The sequence below is a fragment of the Methylobacterium sp. J-118 genome (genome assembly GCF_057836565.1).
The window spans coordinates 4825482-4846050 of the sequence record NZ_JBYQFA010000001.1; the positions used below are offsets into that span (position 1 = coordinate 4825482).

Sequence of the window (20569 nt, forward strand, 5' to 3'; positions counted from 1 at the left end):
TCCTCAAATCACGTCAAATGACGGATTATCCACGTTCAGATCAAAAATACAACTTCTAATAGCGCATTCAATAGGGGCCATTAAGGTCGAAAGCTCCCTCTGAATTCTATCATCTGATAGTTTTGAAGTCTAATTCGGGCCGAATCACGCGATCCGGAAGAACGCGACGTCTCCCCCTATCTACAGATGTCAGAACCATCTGATCCGCCGCCCTAACGCAGAGGCGTAGGCCAGCGCGAGGAATGACCCTTGGCATTCATCCGCTCTGCCGAACAGCGGCAGACCGTCACCGCACGGCCGTCGCCACCGCCGAGCGTCGCCGGCCCCCGGTGGATTTCCGCTATCGCAACCTGCCGGACGAGCAGCAGCCCGGCACGATCGAGCCGTGGGAGGCCGTCGCCCCGGTTCGCCTCGACACGTCGCACAGTCGGTCCCTGCTCTTCCTCGATGTCGGTGCCGAGCTGCTGGCCGCTTTCGCCATCGTGGGCGGCGGCATGGTCCTGACCGGCCTCGTCTCCCTGCTCTGACCCGACTCGCACCCCGAGCGGGCCGGTCGTTCAAGGCGCTCGACGCTGCACAGGGGACGTTCGAAGGCTGGGGCAAGCTGCTGAGCCTGGCCTGCGCCCGGTACATGATGGCGGCATCGTCTGCGGTGCTGGGCCAGGAGGGGGGCGCGACCGAGACCGCCGAGCCGGAGCCGGAAGTCGTCGAGGAGCCGGCGCATGCTCACAGCCTCGTCGCCATGCTCGACCTCGCGTCTGCCTCGCTTAGCGATCTGCGGGCGATACAAGACATGGCCGAGAACGTCGAAGCTCTGGCCGACGCTTACACCTGGGGACCTCGCTGCTGTCTGGACTCCGCTCGCAGCGCCGACCCGGTTTTCAACGAAGCCGGCAAGCTGATGCGGTGGATCGGAGACGCCTTGGCCGACGTCCAGACCGCGATCCGCAAGGAGGTTTCTCGTCGGGCGCCGAGCACCGCCTTGGAGAAGGAAACGCGACTGGCGATGCTGGCCGTTCAGACGATCGAGAACGGCGACTCTGCTGAGACCGCGGCCTTTGCCCGCGAGCTGCTGGCGGTCGCCGAGGCTGATCGCATGAGGGAACTATGCCTCGCCGAGGCCCTCAGAGCCCGCACCCAGGCCGGGCCCGAAGTCCGCTGACGGCGGCTCCCTACCCCTCCGTAGCCGTGCGTCCCGCCCCGGCCGGATCCCGCCGGGCCTCCCCTTCATCGCGACCCGAGACCATCACCATGGGCGATGTCCTGACCTTCACCCCGCGTCCGAAACCGGCCGATCCAGATTTGGAGCCGCTGACCGGGCCCGCGCTCCGCGCCAGCCTGGAGGAAGCGGCACAGATCGCCCTCGACGCGGCGGATCGGATTATCGCCGTGCTCGACCACATGGACGGGGATCCAGACACCGAGGACGGCGCGGACGATGAGCCGTCCCTAGCCGCGCCCGAGAACCACACCGGCAGTCAGGTGGTCTACATGCGTGGGAATAATCAAGACCGCGAGGCCGAGGCACCTGAGACCGTTCTGCGGGGGGTGGCGGCCGAGCCGTTGTCCGAGGCTGTCGTCCTGCCCTGGCGCGGGCGGGGGAACGTCATCGCCGCTGCCGGCGTGGTGCTCCTCGACTTGCTGGAGCGTGCCTGAGGCCGAGGTTTGCTATGGGTGGATATTTACCAGTCCGCTTCTGCTTAAACATGTAGCGGAAGCGGACGTTCGAGGGTTCGTGTCAGGCCGCCGCCCAGGCGACTGCATCAGCGCCGGCCGGCAGGCGCATCGGGCAAGCCGGGTCGATTGCCGCGCGCCAGACCGCCTCAGCCACGTCCGAGGCCCGGGTCAGCTCTTCCGTCGCCTGCTGGAAGTTCGCGAAGACCCTCCCCGCCAGATCGCCGTAGGCCTTGGGTACATCCATCCCCATCCGGGTGCGGGCGTTGGTCCCGAACGCCGTCTCCGGCGATCGGCCGGGAATGACGAGATGGGCGCGCACGCCGAATGGCACGAGCTCGTGGGCGAGGGACTCGGTGAAGGCATTCACCGCCGCCTTGCTCGCGGTATAGACCGCCAGCAGCGGCAGCGGCCGCAGAGTCACGCTCGACGTCACGTTGACGATCACCCCCGCGCCCCGTTCCCGGAACTGCGGCAGCACAGCCTGGGTCATGGCGATGGTGCCGAGGGTGTTCGTCTCGAACACCTCCCGGGCGGACTCCATCGACAGGCCTTCCAGGGCGTTCAGTAGCCCGACGCCCGCGTTGTTCATCAGGACATCGAGCGGCCCGGCCTTCGCGACCGCCCGGGCGATGCTGCTGGCGTCCGTCACGTCGAGCGGCAGCACGGTGAGGCGGTCGGACTCCGGGAGCAGGGCCATCTGAGGCGTGCGCATCGTGGCGACGACTCGCCAGCCGCGGTCGAGGAAAAGGCGCGCGGTTTTCAGACCGAAGCCGGATGAGCAGCCGGTGATGAGGGTCGTGTTCATGGGGACCTCCCGTGTGACGCACCACGGGGTGATAGGAGCGCTCTGCCGGACGTGATACGGGCGCAAGTCCATTTTTCATTGGCGAGCGTCCGAAATGGTCGATCCGCTCACCCAGGTCGTCGGGTTGCTACGGCCCGGTGCCTCGTTCTCTAAGTTGGTCCTGGCTGGCGGAGCCTGGACAGTGCGCCGCAACGACCACGGCCAGCCGTTCTACGCCGCGGTGCTGGAGGGGGCCTGCCGCCTCGCGATCGACGACGAGGTGGAGATCATCCTCGCAGCCGGCGACTTCGTGCTGATCCCCGCCGCCAGCGCCTTCGCCGCCTCCAGCCTCGTCGCGCCGTCGGCGGGGCGGGCGCCGCCGCCCCTCGAGGTCGGCCCCGGCGTGTTCCGACTCGGCCCTCTTGAGGTGCCGCCCGACCTGCGCATGCTGGTGGGGCACTGCACCTTCGCCTCCGACGATGTGGACCTACTTCTGTCGCTCCTGCCCAGGTTCGTCCATGTGCGCGGCGTCGGGCGACTGGCGATGCTGCTCGGCCTCGTGAACGAGGAGACTCGGGCGGACAGGCCCGGCCGCGATGTGGTCCTGGCGCGGCTTCTAGAGGTGCTGCTGATCGAGGCGCTCCGGTCCACCACGGGTCCGACGGCGCCCTCGGGCCTCCTACGCGGGCTTACCGACGAGCGCGTGGCCGCCGCGTTGCGCCGCATGCACGAGCGACCGACCGTTCCCTGGACGGTCGCCGCCCTGGCCCGAGAGGCGGGACTGTCGCGCTCGACATTCTTCGAACGGTTCCGGCGCGAGGTCGGCGTCGCGCCGATGGCGTATCTACTGGCGTGGCGCATCGCGCTGGCGAAGGATCTGCTTGGTCGCGAGGGAGCCGGCGTGGCGGAGGTGGCCGAGCGCGTGGGCTACGGGTCCGCCAGCACCTTTAGCACCGCCTTCGCCCGTCATGTCGGCAGACCGCCAATCCACTACGCCCGCGAGCAGCGCGCCCAACCCCGCAGCCCTGCGTCTCTGAACGTCTGAGAAGGGGGGGAATCGGCCCGTCCGCTTCCAAGATCAGTCAGCAGGAAAGCGGACGGTCAAGTCGTGACCGAACTCTATCGCGTGCGCACTGCAGGCCCGCGAATTCAGTCAGGCGGCTCGAACCGTGGCCAGGAAGCGTGCGACTTTCGCTCCGAGATGCTCGGATTGGCGCGACAGTTCGGACGCCGCCCCGAGCACTTGGCTCGCCGCAGCCCCGGTCTCCTCGGCGGCACCCGCCACGCCGGTGATGTTCCCCGTCACCTCGCCCGTGCCGACCGCCGCCTGGGCGACATTGCGAACGATTTCCTGGGTCGCCGCCCCCTGCTCCTCTACTGCTGCGGCGATAGAGGTGGCGACCGCGCTGATCTCGCGGATGCGTCCCGTAATCCCACCGATCGAGGCGACGGCCTGCCCGGTCGACGCCTGGATCTGCAGGATCTGTCCGGAGATCTCGCTCGTCGCCTCGGCGGTCTGCTCGGCCAGCGCCTTCACTTCTGAGGCGACGACGGCAAAGCCCTTGCCGGCCGCGCCGGCCCGGGCAGCCTCGATCATTGCGTTCAGCGCCAGCAGGTTCGTCTGACCGGCGATGGTCGAGATCAGGCCCACGACGTCACCGATCCGGGAGACGGCGGCGCTGAGCGCCTGCACCAGCGTGCCGGCCTGGTCGGCCTCGGCCACGGCCTGCCGGGCGAGGTCTGCGGAGCCATCGACCTGCCGGCCGATCTCCTGGACCGAAGAGCCGAGTTCCTCGGCCGCTGCGGCGACAGTGTTGACGTTGACGGCCGCCTCTTCGGCCGCGGCCGCCACCGCGGAGGATTGGGCGGCGGTCTCGGCCGCCGTGCCGCTCATGGCTCCAGCGGTGGCCTGCAGTTCAGTGGCCGAAGACGATACCAGGCCAATGACACCACCGACTGGGGCCTCGAACCCATCGGCCATGTCCCGCATCGCGCGCTTGCGCTGCTCCTCGGCGGAGGCCCGGGCCAGGGCGGTCTCCTCTTCGAGCTTGCGGGTGCGGACGAGGTTGTCCTTGAACACCTGCACTGCGGCGGCCATCTCGCCGATCTCGCTCCGCTCGCCGGCATTCGGTACTGCGAGGTCAGTGTCGCCATCGGCCACCCGCTTCATGACGCTCGCCATGCGGCGGACAGGGCCCGAGATCGTGAAGACGGACATCCAGCCGATCACCAGCGTGACGACGATGACGACAACAAGCACCAACGCGATCCCACCGCGGGCGCTCTCGGATAGAGCGCCGGTCAGCGAGATCGTTGTGCAGCTCTCGCGTGGGGCCCGGATCGCTAAGGTGCCGTTGACGACCGTAGTTTCAAATCCCGCCGAGAACATCTCCCTGCGCCCGGCAGATACCCTGACGCTGGTGCGCGATCCTCAGACCTTTCTGGCGATGGGTGCGCTCGGCAACGCCACCGAGATCCCGTTTGATGCGGAAGGCATCACTCTGGCCCAAGCTCTGGCGAAGGCGCGTGGCTTGTCCGACCTTCAGGCGGACCCAGGCGGTACGTTCATCTTCCGTTTCGAGCCGGCGGCAGTGGTGCGACGCCTGAAACCCGGCAGTCGCCTGCTAGGCACCGCCCTTGTGCCGGTCGTCTACCAAGCGGACATGCGCGACCCCGACAGTCTGTTTCTAACTCAGGCCTTCCGTATGCGGAACCGCGACCTCATCTTCGTCTCGAAGTCTGATTTAGCCAGCGGCTCAAGTGGCGATGGCGGGTCATCTTTCATTCAATCAACAATCACGAATATCGCTACTTCATATTACTATCTTCGATAAGATGACTGTTCGCTCAGCGTTCATTTGCTACCCCAACCCGAAATTGCCACATGGCCGACGAATGACCGCTTATGGGAAGCGCCCAGGGCGATCCAAGTGGCCGACTTGGGTCGGTAGAGGACCGTCCGCTTATGCGGCGAGTCTACCCCGAAGCAGCCGTTCCGCTTACGGCCAGGTTCGGTCGGCCGGATTGCACCTGTGGTAGTCATGGGAGCAGCTGGGCATACCGCTTTAGGCAGATATAGCTGCACCCTGCAGACTTCAGTGTTTGCGAGCGTGTTCCCATTGGTGGCCGACGTCGGAATTCCGCGTCAACCTGCCGTTATGACCGCTCCGCGCTCCTTACCAGTCGACGCGTTTGCCCATCAGGCCCGTCGGCAACCTGGATCCAAACGTGAGTGCCGTCGGTCGCTCTGCTGCCGACAAAGCGCTGTCAATCCATGCATAGAGGTCCGCCTGCAACGCGGTCAGATCAGCTCCCACCCCGGGTACGATAAAGGCTTTCAAACGAGCCCCCTCTTCCGGCCGCATCAGACGCACCGCTGCATCACCGACCCAGGGCCGATCACGGAGGCGCGCTGCAACCCGGTCAGGGTACACGTTGATGCCGCCCACCTGTACAGCACCATCCAATCGGCCAGCTAGCTCGAACCGACCCCCACCCCGCGGACGGATGCGGTCCGGTAACGAGAGACGCCGCCCGAATCGATGGACGATCTCCGGTGCATCCTCGTTAACTGGCTCGACGAATTGCCAGTGCGGCATGAGGCTATACGAGATCTCCGGCCAGCGGCGTACAGCCACGCCGGCCGTCTCCGACGAGCCGTACACCTCTGTCATCGCTGCCAGGCCGCGTTCGCGGAGCGCCGCGATCAAGTCTCGCGGACACGGGGCGGTCGAGACCACGCCAGCGACGTCCTTCGGCCAGTTGGGCAGCGAGCGCTCCAGCCCGCGCCAGCGATCGGGAAACGTGACGACGAGATCCCCCGGCGCGAGGCTGCGAGCCATCTCAGCAGGGCCGAGCTTCGTCGCATCGATATGGTCGACGCTGAGCGCATCGGGCAGGAGCGCGGCGAACAGAAAGCCGTACGCGTGGTGGGTTGGCACGAGGGAGACGATGCGCCGCCTGTCCCGGAACAGCTCACTTAGGAACGCGATCTCCGTGCGTAGAGCATCGGCCGTGTGCGTCCAGCGCTTCGGTCGCCCACTCGTCCCCGAGCTCGTGAAAGTGATCGAAGCGACACCGGAGCGCCACGCGGCCTCGATCCGCTCGATCCAGGCCCCGAACGTGGTATCCGCAAGCAGCTCATCCTCACCGCCCGCCTCGTGGAGGTGGAACATCTCGTTGACTGCAGAGGCCAGCCACAATCGCTCCAGCGAGTCGCAGCCCAACCCCACTCCCGCGCCGGAGCTAATGTGCGTGGTCTCGGGCCATGCGGGTGGCAGGTGCGCCGGCAGACGCGCTGCAGGATTCCCGCGACCGCGCGCGGCAAGGAGTTCAGCGATAAGAAGGCTTTGCAGGACCGTAGCTAGGGCGCTTCGCGAAAGCATCGCGGGATGACCTGGGTTCAAGCCGCGGCCCGATCTGGGTGTGATAGTTCAACCCGGTCGCGGCCCGCACGCTTGGCATTGTAAAGCGCGGTGTCCGCGGCCGCGAGCAGGCCAGCCAGGGATGCGGCCGGATCCGTATCCAACGCAGAGCAGCCAAAGCTCGCGGTGATGCGCAGCTCGATCCCGCCCGCAACGATCGGCTCACGCGCGAGCGAGGTGCGCAAGCGTTCGGCGACGGCAGAGGCCTTCATCAGCGAGGTCTCCGGCAGGAGCACCACGAACTCCTCACCTCCCAAACGGGCGAAGATGTCCTCAGGACGCAACTCCGCTTCGCAGCGGCGCGCGACTTCGCGCAGCACCACGTCACCCGCCGCATGCCCGTGCTCGTCGTTCACGCGCTTGAAGTGATCGACATCGAGGACTACAAGAGCCAACGATGCAGTATCCCGGAGTGCCCGTACAAGTTGGCGTTCCGCCGTCTCGAAGAAGTGGGCCCGGTTGCTTGCACCGGTGAGATGGTCCCGCGTCAGCATCCTGCGCAAATCGGCTGTGTCACGCCCTTGGCGGGTCACCGCTCTTATGACCAGGGTATATCCCGCGGCAGCCCCCGCTGCCTCATTGCGCACGGCAACCAGGCGCTGGCACCAGTAGCGACCGCCGTCGGCCAGGGCGTGCCAGCCCTCGTGAAGGTACCAGCCGTCCCGTCGCGCCACGGCGATCGCCTCACCGGGCAGCGGCATCGCCGTAGCGCGGTCCGGGCGGTCGAACCATTCAAAGGGTTTGCCCAGGAGTTCGGCTTCCGTGAAACCGGTCTGGCGCGTCGCAGAGGGCGTGACCGCGTCAACGCAGCCGTTCGCATTGATCGAGAGCACAGCGACATCATCGACGCCGTCGAGCAGGGAAGCGAACCACGTCTCGGCTTGCTTCAACCGCCGCTCGCGGGCAACCTGCTCGGTGACATCGGAAAGGGTCGCGACGTAGCGATCCGCGGTCAGCTTCACGATGGTGCAGGCCAGGACGTTCGGCCGCTCCCCGCGCCCGGTCACGATGCGGTGGCCGTCACAAACCGTCCCCTGCGGTGGTGCGAAGCGGTGGATCATGTTGCGCAGTTCCGGCGCGCAGGCGTCCATGACGTCGAACAGGTTGATGACGAACGGACGACCCGCGATCGGCATGAGAAGGCCCATCGCAGCCGGGTTGACCATGCCAATGGCACCAGCCGCCGAGAACTCCACGAGACCGGCCGGGCAGGCATAGAGGAACTGCAGCAGGGCCGCATTCTCGGCTTCGAGGTCAGTCGTCACGGCGGCCTCGCTCAGCGCTGGATCAGGATGTAGCGGCGATCGGTCTGCGGCGCCTTTAGCAGTCGTAGCCGTACGGGCGTGGGGCGCATCCGTAGGGTGAGCACATAGTCGATGATCGCATCGATCTCCGCCTCATCCTCGAACCGCTGAGCCACCATAAAGTTGTTCATGCACTGCGCGGTCACTGAGAAGTAGTGCGTGCCGAGGACGGTCTCCCGTTGAAGACCAGCCAGCCGCGCCTCTGTAACGTTGTAGATTTCGACGATGCCCGCCGGTGACAGTCCGACCACCCCGAACGGCATGGTGTCGAGCTGATCCGCCTCAAGGGTGAGGAGTATGTCGAGAGAGATGGCTTCGAAAGTGAGCACAGCAGGCCTCGCATGTCGGTCCGGAAATGCTCAGGCGGCGCGCGTGCCAAGCCCAGCATTCACGCAAGCCTCCGTTCTTAACTCAGCAGAGCCTCGCTGTGGGAGCCAAGCGGCCGGCAGGCTCGCCACCGCAGGCTTGGCGAACAGGTAGCCCTGGAACAGGTGAATGCCGGCCGCACGCAGTGTTTCGAGCTCGTTTTCTGTTTCAACGCCCTCGGCGATCACCGCGATACCGAGCTGAAGTGCTATTTCGACCACACCCACGACGATGGTCTGGCGGGCGCGCGACGCTCCGATGCCGCGGATCAGCTCCATGTCGAGCTTGATGTAGTCAGGCTGAAAGCTCGCGAGCAGGTTGAGCCCGGCGTACCCTGCACCGAAGTCGTCGAGGGCGGTGGCAAAGCCCTGCTTGCGATATTCGGTGACGATGCGCTGGACGTGAGCGACATCGGCCATGCGCTCGTTCTCGGTAAACTCGAACATGATCTGCCGATGTGCGAAGCCGACCCGACGAGCCGCCTCCAGCGTCGCCCGGATGCATGCGGCTGGCTCATAGACGGCGTTGGGCATGAAGTTGATGGACAGACGGGTATCTGGTTCGACGAACAAGGAACTCGCCAGCTCGATCGCCTTCACACGACACGCCTGATCGAACTTGTAGCGGTTTGCCTCATCGACCATGGCGAGGATATGGCCGGCGCCCTGACCCGAGACGCCTCTGACCAAAGCCTCATAGCCCCACACGCCATGTCGTTGGATGTCGAGGATGGGATGGAACGCCATTGTGAACTCAAAGGGCAGCGACTCACCAGCCTGGCAACCCTGGCATCCCCTTTTCATAGCTCAGGCTTCTCACATCCGCTTTGATCGGACCAAGCTAACAGCTTGACGGTTTCGCTGACGTAAAATTCTGAAGTGAGTGGAGACCCGAGCGAAGGCTCGCTTTCGGAGGCTCGCAAGGCTGTGCGTCGGGGTTAGGTCGGTAACGAGCTGTCTGTTTTCCCGGCTGATTCTCCCCCGAAGCGAAGCGGCAGCTTTCGGCTAGGATCGACCGCTACTGATCGCCCGCGTGACCGTCCCAGATGGGTGGCTTTCAGACGGTCCGCCTTCGGGTGGCGGATAGATCGGAGCGGACATAACCGCCGGGACCGTTCACGACCCACGCCAGACACCGGGATCGCTTGTTGCGCTTCTCCAAAACGGTCGCTTGTCAGTCGTCTCGCAACTTCGGCTGGGGGTGGCTTTGTGACGGTCTGCTTCTGAGCAAGACCCCAAGGAGGCGGACGTTCCCAATCCGCTATATCACGACCCGTTTCGGATGGTACTAACCGTCAAGCTCAGGCGCTAATCGTCACGCGAGAGGCAGTTGTTCCTCAAAATGTGCCGCTGCATTCACATACAATTCAAAGCGCCGAAACAGGACCGCTCGCTTCGCAGGCTTCCGCGCCGTGTCGATGTTCGACCTCGCCTTATCGGCTGGCTTATGCATCTTTTTAGCCAGCTTTCCGGACACCAAGTCGATTTTAGGGCTGCTCTTCTCGGCGTCAGCCTACCCCCTCCTACTTTATCAGTAAGCGTACATGCACAGCTATACTAACATGAAAAAATTTTATATGCCGGAACCGTCAAAAGTGCGAAAATCCAAGAGGTCCGCCTCATGATCTCATCGAGCAGTTGTGGCAAATTTCAGGTTGGTATTTTTTTAGGCAAAAGAGCTATCGAATCTGTTTCAATTATAGTCGAAAAATTACGCCATTCCTGTGGTCAAAGTTATGATATGACCGTATCGATGGCTTGGTTTTTAGCGCTTTCGGACCGATGGAATACTCTTCCGGTAGTGATTTTACTGCACTCCAATCGCATCCCTTTCGGAGCACTTCTGCTTCACGGCACTAAATTCGGACGATTTCCAATAGGTACATTCAGAGGTGGCTACCTTTGTGGTAGGGGGTGCGTCATTGGAAATTCAAACAATTACATGTCTATTATCGAATATGGCACAGCAGCTCTAATAAAGAATAGATTCTCTCACACGATTATTGTCTCACTGCTGATACCGCCCGCCACAATTGACGAGACAGCGGGACGCCAAGCTAACGCAACCCCTTCTAAAAATTGGCAATTTCGCGAAATGAGAAGCTCTCTGCCTTTGGCGGGAGGGATGAGTGGATTGACCTCTCGCTTCAGCCAGAAAATGCGGAAGAATTTTCGATACTATAAAAGGCGCGCCGAGGAGGATTTCGGATGTGTGTTTCATGCTTCGCTCACCTCAATTCAAGCCACAGCGGCCGTGGAACGGTTGCAGGCCGTAGCGGCCAGATTTGAAAAACTGGAAAAGGCTTTGAGACGTCAAAGCGCGATCGAGAAACAGCCTGGCTCGTTTTCTATGGGGCTGACTGATAAAACGGGGGCGTGGGTTAGCTATATATCGGGCTGGAGACAAGGCAAAACTTGTATTGTCGAATGGCAGCTCAATCACGAAAATTTAAATAATTCATCTATGTCTATGGCAATGAGACACTTCTTTTTGCAACACGAAATCGATAACGGAATGGAAGGAGTTGTTTTTTTAGCTGGGACAACGCCCATTTGGAGCAGGGTATGCGAGCCTCAAATTTGCGGTGATTACCTCGCAACTCCTGAAGGCATACCTGGAAAGATAATTCGCGGCGCATACAGCCTCCTACATCCCCGCGGAAAAGTGTCTCAGTTGAGCCGTCTACATAAGAAAAGCGCCGCTTGAACAGGCTTGCCGGGCAAAGCTGCTTATTTTTGTAAGTTATGATCGGAATTTTAATATGTTAATTCACTATTTGTCCTTGCTGCGCACAATTACGACAATAGTTTTTACGCGCAATGCGGTTGGAAGGAATTTTATGCTGCATCGAGCATTAACTCAGGCTCGGCGCCATACTCATCCAATCGATTTAATTTATGGTATTCAAACAAGCGGTTTTGTCCCGAACTTTCTAACCGACTCGGGGCTAAATATATTTAAAATTGGCCTTCGAGAGAACAATCATTATGCAGGTTGTCAACCCAGTTGCGTAAGAATAGCTCTTCGTTCACTCCCGGATACTGCTCAATTTACCTTCTATGATCTTGGTTGCGGCATGGGTCGCGCATTAATAACCGCATCAGAATTTCCATTCTACAAATTAATCGGCATTGAAATATCAGGCGAACTGTGCGCCATCGCGGAGAAGAACGTTCAGAAAATATCAGATTTATTCCCTGGCAGAGCCAAAATCAGCATCGATCGAGCCGATGTAACTACGACTCAATTGAAAGGCGGAAAAATTGTAGTTTTCATGTATCATTCATTCGGTCGGGCAACAATTGGGATCCTTATTTGTAAGTTGGAACAGCTAGCCATCGCCGGAAGTAGCATTTTTGTAATATTTGAGAACCCCGTAAACGGCGATTTAGTCGATCAATCAATTTACTTTAAACGTTGGTATGCAGAACAGGTCCCATGTGATCCCGACGAACTTAACCACCATTCCGACACCGACGATGGTGTAGTGGTTTGGCAGTCTATCAACACCGTAAATCTATATGAAAACAGATGTTCAGATTTCAATATTATCACGACAAAGCCGACGTGGCGCGCAGAGATAGTTTTTGAAGAACAATGAATAGTGAATTGTGATGCATGACTCGTCTTTATAATCTTGAAGGGCTATAACAAAAGTTGAGCTCGGCCTTTTAGCTGTTATGCAGAGGTAATCGAAAACGTAGCGGTTCTACACAGCTTACATCCGCGGCGAAATTGTTAAAAATCGGACGAACGTCCGCTTTGTGGAAGCGCCCGCGGGTATCCGGACGGCTGAGTTGGGTCGTGAACGGTCCCGGCGGTTGTGTCCGCTCCGATCTATCCGCCCCCCGAAGGCGAACCGTCTGAAAGCCCCCCAGCCGAAGTTGCTAGACGGCTGACAAGCGATCGCTTTGGTGAAGCGCAACAAGCGGTCCCGGTGTATGGCTTGGGTCGGTAAGAGGCAGTCCGCTTTTGCGGCGGGTCTACTCGGAAGCGGACTAGCCGCTTTCGGCCATAATCAGTCATCTGGCACCACACCGTCTGCCACCAAAAACTGTCGCGCTGATCGATCGCTACAATCTGATACAAAACTTCGATCGGCCATTGCGCCGGCAGCAATGAATATAGCTTAAAATCTGTTTGACATGCTTATTGCGGCAGTCAGTATATTCGATGGCATGAAGCTAATTCATACCGAGGCGAATCAATCAAAAGGCGATCCGTGGATACATTTACAACGTGTCACCGCGCCGGCATTTGCCCTCGCACCGGCCGCCTTTCTCAAGCATCTACAAGCCCATCAAACAGCAAACGGTGTTTCGCAGGCGGTCACCGCTTACGATAGCGCTCCGATCTTCGACTGGATGATGAGCCTCGTACCGCTCCAGGGTATCTCCGATCAGATCGCTGTCCGCTACGCCGTGCAGCATGGCGGGGTGACCCACGCCGAGATCCAGGCGGCCTTGTCGGTACCTCAGAGGTGCTTGCGCCTTGCGAGTTATTGGCATTTCGAAGGTTGCAGCTATCGCAGGGTCGACCAGACCTGCGCTGCACCGGATCACATCAGCGCCTGCACCTTACCCCTCCCGAGGCTGAGGAAGGGATCGCTGAACCAAGCAGCCTACAGCCTTGCCCTCTTTATTCGCGATGTCTGCGACGGTGACTTCGTCGGCTGGATCGATAAACGGCTCGCCGAGGCCGATCCTGGCCCCGGGGCGCCCGAACGTGGTCCGCGCCTGCGGAAGGCCGTTCTTGGTCCCCTCTGCAGGATCTACGGCATCGGCCCGAAGCTCTGGGCGATGATGCTGGCTGACCTTCTGCTCGGCGCCGACCCGAACCGGGAACGCTGGGTCACAGCCGGATCATGGATGATCGCCGTCGACTCCCTCGTTCATAACTTCCTGCATCGGACGGGCACCCTGGCGCGGTTTGACGCCGAACACGCTTTCGGGCCGGCTTGTACCGCGCCTGGGGGCTGCGCGGCGATCATCGAGGGCTTGGCCTGCCGGATCGATGCCCAAGCCTACAACCCGGACTTCCCGGCGACCTTCCCTCGTTTTGTTCAAGCGGCGCTGTGGGGCTTTTGCGCGGAAGCTGGCTGGGACATCTGCAACGGCAATCGCATCGACGATCGATTAGGTTGTCAGCAGCGGCAGTGCCCAGCTTTCGAGGTCTGTGACCGTCATTAAAACTGACAGACTAGTTGTATGGTCCCGGGATGAGGTGTGACGAGTCGATCCTGGAGCGATTAGGCTCTTTCGTCCAGGCGTTCAGGATGAACTCGGTGGGCGTGAGGCCGCGCAGGGTCTTGAGGCGGCGGGCGAAGTTGCAGGCGTTGACGAAGTCGGCCAAGTGCGCACGGAGTTGCGCGTAGCTGTCATAATGGTAGCGCTTGACCGTCGCGTCCTTGATCGTGCGGTTCATCCGCTCGACCTGACCGTTCGTCCAGGGATGGCGCGGTTTGGTCAGCCGATGGTCGATATCGTTGCGGGCGCAGGCAAGTTCGAAGCTGTGGGCCCGGAAGGTCTTGCCGGCTGCAATCGTACCTTAATGATGGAAGCGGCCAAGGCGACGTTGCCGGGCGTGGTGAAATGGGTGCCGTTGTCGGTGATCGTAGACCTCGGAGGTCTTGATGAACGACAGAAAGTTCATCTCCGAGGAGCCCATCAGCCCCTTCAGGGTCCGCTCCAAATAGGCGTTGTTGCCCACGAAGTTGATCGAGACGATGCCGGTCTTATCGCCCTCGTCGATCTGGTAGATCACGTCGACGCGGCCGTTCGGCAGGTCGACGATGCGGTAGGTCACCTTGGCGGTACCCCGGCTGAAGCGCTTGTAGACGTCGCGGATGCGGGCGAGGTCGGCGTTGATGATCGCTCCGGTGTAGGGCCCGCGTGCCTTCGCCTCGACCTTCTTGTTGCCCTCGAACACCACGCGGTTGATCAGGTTGTTCTCGCGGACGGTCACCACCGTACGCCCGCCCGATTGGGCGACCTTCACATCTGAGAACATGCCGCTCGCCAGCAGATTGCGGCGGGCCTCCTCGGCGGAGCCGGACGCCGTGCCGGTCACGTAGGACCTGATGGCCTCCGCGTCGACTCGTTGGTTGCCCTGGACGACGATCTCATTGGCGCTCGCCTGTCCCGCACATAACAGCACGGCTAGGCTGAGGGCTCCGGCTGCGCAGGATGCAACGAGGCCGATCTGGGGTGACGCCGCCTGGATGGCCGACGCGGGCTTCCTCACGCACGCCGTTCAGCGCCACCTCGTTGGCCTGGACCTGCACCTGGGCGGCGATGACCTGCTCCTTGGCGGTTTCGAGCCGGCCCCAGAAATCGACGATCTGCGCGCGCACCTGGTCGCGGACCTGATCCACCTGGATGCGGGCCTGATCGACCTGCTCCTTCGCCTGCCGGATCTGCGCGTAGGTCTGGCCGCCCTCGTAGATCGGGATGTTCAGCTTGCCGCCGACGAAATCGACGAAGTAAGCCTGGTTCGGGCCAGTCTGGTCGTAGACCTGGCTGAGCGAGCCCTGCAGGCTCAGGTTCGGGACCAGCTGGCCCTCATAAACCTTCACCTACGCTTCCGCCGCGTCGACGGAGTGAATGGCCGATACGATCTGCGAGTGCTCGCGCTGGCCGACGGCGATAGCCGAATCCAGCGAGCACGGCACGAACCGGTCGAGCGGGCGATGACCCGGCTGGTGCGCGAGACCACGGCGGGCACCGCGCTCACGGAGGCGCAGACCCCGCGCAGGCGCCGCACCTCCTTGCGATGGATGCTGGTGAGCAGGGAGACACGGCTGTCGGTCTGCTCCTAACCGGTCAGGGCGAAATCGTACTCGGCTACGTTCACGTAGAGCTCTCGTAGAAGGTAGGTGAGGGCCGGAAAGGTGATGCCGTGGGCAACCAGCAGGCGCACGAACGGCAGCAGTAACCGGGCCAACGGCGCGTGCAGGGCCGCGCCCTCTCGCGATGTGTCGGCAGTCTCAGACATACCCACTCTGGTAGGAGCTTAAGCGTGGGAGGCAACCTCACATAGTACGCAGACACACCTGTATGTGCAATTTCTCGGTTGACGTGGGAAATTTGCACACATAAATGTTGTGGGCATATCTCCCACAACCTTCGAGGTTCCTCGCTGATGCCGCCCGCATCTTACCCTATCGTCTACCCCCCCCCTGCCGCCGATCGCATTCAATCAAACGGCGGCACGCCGCGACCGAGCCCCTGACCTCCCGACGCGCCTGATCCGCCTCGCGTACACGCTCACGGCCCTGGCGCTGCCCGCCGTCGGCGTCTGTGTCGTGGAACTGGTCCGTCCAAACAGTGAGCTGATCGTCCCGCAACTGGTCGCCTCCACCGATTCCTCAGCGGAAATATCGGCTCCCCAACGCCTCGACGAAAGGCGGTGGGACATCGCTCAGATCGCGACTCTTGGCTCCGCCTTCGGGCGGGTGCGGCGATGATCCGGTCTTTAATCGGCTTGTCTTGCCGCGGCGGCGGCGCGTCCAGCCGTCGGCGAGCGCTTCCCGACCTAGCCCTATGCCTGATCCTCGCCGCTGCAATCGTCGGCCCGCTAACCTCGGCAGCGACGCGAGCTTCCGTGAGATCGGCGCACGATCAAAATCCGACGCTGCACCGTGCCCGATGACTTACACCCGCTGCGCCTACCGGCCGCGATCGGCGGGCCAAATCGCGCTCGCGGAGTCGAATGCGTCCGACCACCAACGAGGGCGCCGCCCGTGCAGGTCGACCGCGGCAGCCGGTAGCGGCGCCCATCCTTTCAGCAGCATGTCACGTGAGGCCGAAATGTCGAACAACCCGTACAGGTCGCTGCCGTCGAAGCAGTTCTGGTCCAACGCCGTCACGAACGTGCCGCCTTTCGCCCTGGATCTGCGCTCCGGCGACAACTTCACCATCTCGCCCGACGACCGGGTAGCCACAGCTGGTTCCTGTTTCGCGCAGCGCGTGGCGGCGGCTCTCCATGCCTCGCAGTTCAACTACTATGTCACTGAGACCGCGCCCGCCGGCATGTCGCACGTCCAGGCTCAGGCCCTTCAATACGGCACCTATTCGGCCCGCTACGGCAATCTGTACTACACGCGACAGTTCGTGCAGCTGTTCGATCGGGCATACGGGGCCTTCGAGCCCGAACTTACGACCTGGGAGCGGGCGGACGGACGGTTCGTAGATCCGTTCCGGCCGAGGATCCAACCGGACGGCTTTGCGAGCGCAGAAGAGGTACGGGCGGCGCGCGACGCTCACTTGGCCGCTGTGCGTCGGTTGTTCGAGACGTTGGACGTCCTGGTGATCACGCTCGGTCAGACCGAGAGCTGGCGTTGGCGCGCGGATGGGGCGGTTCTACCGCTCGCCCCCGGTGTTGCGGGCGGCACCTACGACCCAGGCCGCTACGCGTTCGTCAACGTGGGCGTCGCCGAGGTCATCGACGACCTGAACGGTTTTCTGGACCGATTGTGGCGCGTCAATCCATCGGCGCGCGTCGTGATGACGGTTTCTCCCGTCGCGATGGTGGCCACTTATCTTGATCAGCACGTCATGACTTCGAATTGTTATTCCAAGTCGATCTTGCGTGCCGCGGCCGGCGAAGTATGCGCTACTCACGGCGACAGGATCGTGTATTTCCCGTCCTACGACCTCATTACCGGCAGTGCGAATGCCGGGCGGTATTACGATGAGGACCAGCGCACCATCAACGATGCCGGGGTGCGCCACGTCATGCGACAGTTCCTCGGAACCTTTGCGCCGAACCGCGCCGAACCCGCGGCGCATCGAGCTCTCATTGACCTGCAGGCCGAAATCAACTGCAACGCCGCTGTAATCTGCGACGAAGAAGCCATCATACGATAGCTTCTCTCCGCCATTTTTATGTCTCAAGCCACGTCTTCTCACGGCAACGTTAAGTTATTTGACAGAATAATAAACGCAATAATATTTGAATGCATGCGTTTGAATGTCAATCTCTATCAATAATGTAAATTCTATACAGAATTATTCAGCCACACGGAATGTTCGTGAGTTGGATGACGAGTCCAGTGAAAACTTTGCGGCAGGCGCGCTTCATCCGTCGGCGCCGGATCGAACGCTTGCCGGGCATTCGCGCTGCGCTCCGTGCCGCACCGAACGGCTACGTCGCCCTGGTCGGAGACTCGCACGCCGAGTTCCTAGGAACACCCGATTTCGGCGACCGAAGCTGCATCAATCTCGGAGTCGGCGGCAGCACGGCGGCCGATTGTGCACGCCACCTCGCGAGCCTGCATTCGGACGCCCGCGCCACAGCGGCCGTGCTGTTCATCGGCACCAACGATATCCTGCGCTGGCGGCACCCCGCCCGGCCGGCGGCTGCGGACCGCTTCACCGACGATGTTGACCAGATCTTGCAGACCCTTGCCGCGTGGGCGGAACGCATCTTCGTGGCGGCGGTCCCACCGATCGGCCCATGGACCACGGGGCGTGACCCAGCCGCCGTAATGGCCTTTACTGAACGCCTCCGGACGTTGACCGAGCAAGGCGGGTTTACCTTTTTCGATCCGTTCGCCGGGATCCGCGACGGCGAGACTGGTTTCGCGCTGGCGGGACTGCATCGCGACGGCTTTCAAATGGCCGATTATCCCGGCCTGGCCGGGGAGGTGGTTCGGCTGGTCAGCCTTCGCGTCGCGCCTTCTCAGGTGCCGACAATCCGGGCCGCCTCGACCTTGACGCGGGATCGGCATCCCCGGGCGTCGAACAGGACGTTCGGCGCCGGCCGCTCGCGCACCTACCTGACCACGCCGGCCCGTTCGCTCGACGGCTGAGATCGACGCGCGGCATCAAGGACAGAGCCGACGACCCGATCGATCTCAGCGGCGAGTGCCGCGTAGTCGTCTAGATGTATATCGTCGGACAAGAGGCCTGCCCTCACGTGGCCTCCATCGGATGCGCGAATAGCCGCAAACGGATCGAAGAAGACGTGCTGCCCCTCCGCGCAGAGTTGCTCAAGACGATCTGAAAAGGTCGCAACGGCGTCTGCGTCATGGTCCGCCGCCTCGGGGCCGAGGGGCGGCACGGCAGCGACGAAGATATGCTCGGACCAACGATTTAGGATCGCAAGGATACGCTGTACGTCGGCCTCGAACCGTCGCCCCGTGGCCGGCCGTTCCGGGCGATGGCGCCGGGCGATGTCGTTCGTCCCGATGATCAGCACCGCGGCATCGGCTCGCGCCGGTGTATCGAGGCGCGCCATCCGTTTGGCGCAACCTCGGGCGGTGAGGCCGCCGGCGGCGATATTGATGCTCGGCGGTCGACCGGCGATTTGGGGGTGTCCGATCAGAGCCGCGTGTGAGTTGCCGGCGAGCAGCACGCCCCCCTTCGCAGCGGCGGCGAGGTCGATCCGAATTTGCCTCCAGCGCGCATCTGCTCGCTGTCGAAGCAAGCTTCGGTTCCGCCAGTCCTTGACTAACACGTGGACAAAAGGAGCATGCATGATCGTCCTGGCAGCGCGCGAATTATCGTCAGCGCATTTGAAAGCTGGTAAAACTCAGGTACGAGACGATCGGCGGCGCTTGGCGGACTGGGTGCTCGATTGCTAAAATCGCCATTGACTAGGCAGCCATCGCAATGATGCATAAAACATCTTTGGGACGTATGCTCGGTTCTCTATCTAGATCATTCTTTTTCTTCACATCGGCCATGCTGTGCATGAGGTCTTGAGCGAAAAAATAAGCGAAGATTTACATCCTATAAGGGCTTGGAACGACGCCTTGTTGATATATTGGTTTGCATTTTTGCTGATCTTTAGGATGGATGTCTCTCTAGAGATCAGTTACTCCAATGTTTCGCGACCGATACCTCGACCATCTTGGATATGGCGCCGTCGAAGACGAGCATCTCCTCAACCGCCTTGCTGGATCTGAGCCGCTCCGCCAGTGCCTGAACTTCCGCGGGCACTGGCGGTAAATCGGGGAGCGGCACATCGATGCCGAGACGGTCGAACAACATCGACGCGAAGGCGGGGAACTGCGCCTGGTGGCCGACGATGCCGACCCGGGCGAGGACTTCCACCGCGACGATCGAGTTGCCTGGGTCGAGACGGTCGCCTGGCATGCGCGTCCCGAGCTGGCGGGTCAGCGGATTGTAGAGCAGCCGGTAGGCGGGCTCTGGCAGCATGCGGAAGAATCGTTTGAGGCTCTTCGCGTCGGCGAAGTCGTACTCGTCCGCGAAGGACGCGGCTTCCGCGAGCGGACCCAGGCGCCAACTGCGACCGGGGTCGGTCGCGTCGCCTGCCCGCGCCTTCAGCCAAAGCATGCGTGTCGCCATCTCGACATGCGGGTCCTTCAGCAGGATGGCCGTGACCATCAGGTCCGGCGTCATGTAGTTTTCATACCGCGGGATGGTCACGGCCCCCGACAGTAACGCCGACGGCATCGCCTTGGTCGAGAGCAGGCTGGTCATGATCTCGTCCGACAGGCGATGCACGTTGAAATGGCAGTGCTGGAAATACGGGAAGAGCGCTGTCTGAAGCGCCGTCTCCGGCTCGATGCTGGTGTTGATTAGCATGGTCCGCAGCTGAACCGTCCCCTCCGGCGGCAGGCGACGGTAGATCAGCACGTTGGTGTCGGCGTCGTAGAGTTCGAGCTGTGGGATCTCGGGCAGCCCCGGCACCTCTACATCGGTGAGCACGAACGTGCATTGCCCGGTTGCGTGCCAGCCGTTGCGCTTGAACGCCTCATCGATGACGCTGGCCGGAATCTCGGCCACGCGACGTCCAGCGACTGATACCGCAACGCGGCTGATGGCGAGGGGATTATCCGGCACGATCCAGCCGCGGATCGAGTCGCCCTGATCGTGGTCGATGAAGAATCGCATAGTCAGACTGGGGGTTGCCGTCGGATGCTGTGTGCGGCGGGGGCGATCGCGGTCGCAGCGTGCGGCAGCGTCAGTGGTCGCAACCTCGTGAGCAGCTGTGTTCGCGCGCGATTTGGAGTCCGATGCATCCGCCGGCGACGACAACGGCTGCAG

The 20569-nt window shown here is 61.9% G+C and carries 16 protein-coding genes and 6 pseudogenes; 10 read left to right on the forward strand and 12 right to left on the reverse strand.

Translation table 11 applies throughout. The annotated features are described in order from the left end of the window. The first annotated feature begins 329 nt into the window (after positions 1–329). From AC3IF3_RS23665 to AC3IF3_RS23675, 3 genes are all read left to right on the forward strand, one after another. Entirely contained in the window at positions 330–527 is a 198-nt protein-coding gene (locus AC3IF3_RS23665) for a hypothetical protein (protein ID WP_489218499.1), read from the forward strand. A 104-nt stretch (positions 528–631) separates the two neighbouring features. Further along, positions 632–1162, forward strand: coding sequence for a hypothetical protein (locus AC3IF3_RS23670; RefSeq protein ID WP_489218501.1), 531 nt, complete (start codon positions 632–634; stop codon positions 1160–1162). 89 nt (positions 1163–1251) lie between these two features. Then, positions 1252–1656: a hypothetical protein gene (locus AC3IF3_RS23675; RefSeq protein WP_489218503.1), complete on the forward strand. Its 405-nt coding sequence runs from the start codon at positions 1252–1254 to the stop codon at positions 1654–1656. 82 nt (positions 1657–1738) lie between these two features. On the opposite strand, the gene AC3IF3_RS23680 is transcribed toward AC3IF3_RS23675, so the two are convergent. Further along, complete coding sequence (locus tag AC3IF3_RS23680) at positions 1739–2482, reverse strand: SDR family oxidoreductase (RefSeq protein WP_489230522.1); 744 nt, start codon at positions 2480–2482, stop codon at positions 1739–1741. Positions 2483–2576: 94 nt separating this feature from the next. On the opposite strand from AC3IF3_RS23680, the gene AC3IF3_RS23685 reads away from it, so the two are divergent. After that, positions 2577–3506 (forward strand): AraC family transcriptional regulator, encoded by a 930-nt coding sequence (locus tag AC3IF3_RS23685; protein WP_489230523.1) that lies wholly within the window; start codon positions 2577–2579, stop codon positions 3504–3506. Positions 3507–3614: 108 nt separating this feature from the next. Here the strand turns inward: AC3IF3_RS23685 and AC3IF3_RS23690 are convergent. After that, a pseudogene (locus AC3IF3_RS23690) lies at positions 3615–4622 on the reverse strand (methyl-accepting chemotaxis protein); the annotation flags it as partial. A 133-nt stretch (positions 4623–4755) separates the two neighbouring features. On the opposite strand from AC3IF3_RS23690, the pseudogene AC3IF3_RS23695 reads away from it, so the two are divergent. Further along, a pseudogene (locus AC3IF3_RS23695) lies at positions 4756–5202 on the forward strand (polysaccharide biosynthesis/export family protein); the annotation flags it as partial. A gap of 435 nt (positions 5203–5637) precedes the next feature. On the opposite strand, the gene AC3IF3_RS23700 reads toward AC3IF3_RS23695, so the two are convergent. From AC3IF3_RS23700 to AC3IF3_RS23715, 4 genes are all read right to left on the reverse strand, one after another. Beyond that, on the reverse strand, positions 5638–6636 hold the full coding sequence (locus AC3IF3_RS23700) for an AMP-binding protein (protein ID WP_489218506.1): 999 nt from the start codon (positions 6634–6636) through the stop codon (positions 5638–5640). Positions 6637–6863: 227 nt separating this feature from the next. Beyond that, positions 6864–8150, reverse strand: coding sequence for a sensor domain-containing diguanylate cyclase (locus AC3IF3_RS23705; RefSeq protein ID WP_489230524.1), 1287 nt, complete (start codon positions 8148–8150; stop codon positions 6864–6866). A gap of 11 nt (positions 8151–8161) precedes the next feature. Next, on the reverse strand, positions 8162–8518 hold the full coding sequence (locus tag AC3IF3_RS23710; protein ID WP_489218509.1) for a hypothetical protein: 357 nt from the start codon (positions 8516–8518) through the stop codon (positions 8162–8164). Between the two features lie 30 nt (positions 8519–8548). Next, entirely contained in the window at positions 8549–9358 is an 810-nt protein-coding gene (locus AC3IF3_RS23715; RefSeq protein WP_489230525.1) for an EAL domain-containing protein, read from the reverse strand. 817 nt (positions 9359–10175) lie between these two features. Here AC3IF3_RS23715 and AC3IF3_RS23720 point away from each other — a divergent pair. The 3 genes from AC3IF3_RS23720 (at position 10176) to AC3IF3_RS23730 (ending at position 13744) form a co-directional block, all read left to right on the forward strand. Then, positions 10176–11261: a GNAT family N-acetyltransferase gene (locus tag AC3IF3_RS23720; RefSeq protein ID WP_489230526.1), complete on the forward strand. Its 1086-nt coding sequence runs from the start codon at positions 10176–10178 to the stop codon at positions 11259–11261. A gap of 55 nt (positions 11262–11316) precedes the next feature. Next, entirely contained in the window at positions 11317–12156 is an 840-nt protein-coding gene (locus AC3IF3_RS23725; protein WP_489230527.1) for a class I SAM-dependent methyltransferase, read from the forward strand. Between the two features lie 544 nt (positions 12157–12700). Further along, positions 12701–13744 carry a hypothetical protein gene (locus tag AC3IF3_RS23730; protein WP_489230528.1) on the forward strand — a complete coding sequence of 348 codons (1044 nt, stop codon included), beginning with the start codon at positions 12701–12703 and terminating at the stop codon, positions 13742–13744. 10 nt (positions 13745–13754) lie between these two features. Here AC3IF3_RS23730 and AC3IF3_RS23735 read toward each other — a convergent pair. The 4 pseudogenes from AC3IF3_RS23735 to AC3IF3_RS23750 form a co-directional block, all read right to left on the reverse strand. Beyond that, positions 13755–14069, reverse strand: a pseudogene (locus tag AC3IF3_RS23735) (integrase core domain-containing protein); the annotation flags it as partial. Between the two features lie 96 nt (positions 14070–14165). Then, a pseudogene (locus AC3IF3_RS23740) lies at positions 14166–14756 on the reverse strand (outer membrane protein assembly factor BamA); the annotation flags it as partial. A gap of 22 nt (positions 14757–14778) precedes the next feature. Further along, positions 14779–15243: pseudogene (locus AC3IF3_RS23745) on the reverse strand (TolC family protein); the annotation flags it as partial. Beyond that, positions 15237–15548 (reverse strand): annotated as a pseudogene (locus AC3IF3_RS23750) (DUF6502 family protein); the annotation flags it as partial. The pseudogenes AC3IF3_RS23750 and AC3IF3_RS23745, both read right to left, overlap by 7 nt. 815 nt (positions 15549–16363) lie before the next feature. On the opposite strand from AC3IF3_RS23750, the gene AC3IF3_RS23755 reads away from it, so the two are divergent. Next, positions 16364–17422, forward strand: coding sequence for a GSCFA domain-containing protein (locus tag AC3IF3_RS23755; RefSeq protein WP_243971746.1), 1059 nt, complete (start codon positions 16364–16366; stop codon positions 17420–17422). 185 nt (positions 17423–17607) lie between these two features. Next, on the forward strand, positions 17608–18366 hold the full coding sequence (locus AC3IF3_RS23760) for an SGNH/GDSL hydrolase family protein (protein WP_489230529.1): 759 nt from the start codon (positions 17608–17610) through the stop codon (positions 18364–18366). Here the strand turns inward: AC3IF3_RS23760 and AC3IF3_RS23765 are convergent. Both AC3IF3_RS23765 and AC3IF3_RS23770 read right to left on the reverse strand, forming a co-directional pair. After that, entirely contained in the window at positions 18330–18911 is a 582-nt protein-coding gene (locus AC3IF3_RS23765; RefSeq protein WP_489230531.1) for an SGNH/GDSL hydrolase family protein, read from the reverse strand. The two genes, AC3IF3_RS23760 and AC3IF3_RS23765, sit on opposite strands and share 37 nt — an antisense overlap. 458 nt (positions 18912–19369) lie before the next feature. Then, entirely contained in the window at positions 19370–20416 is a 1047-nt protein-coding gene (locus AC3IF3_RS23770; protein WP_489218517.1) for a hypothetical protein, read from the reverse strand. Between the last annotated feature and the right edge of the window lie 153 nt (positions 20417–20569).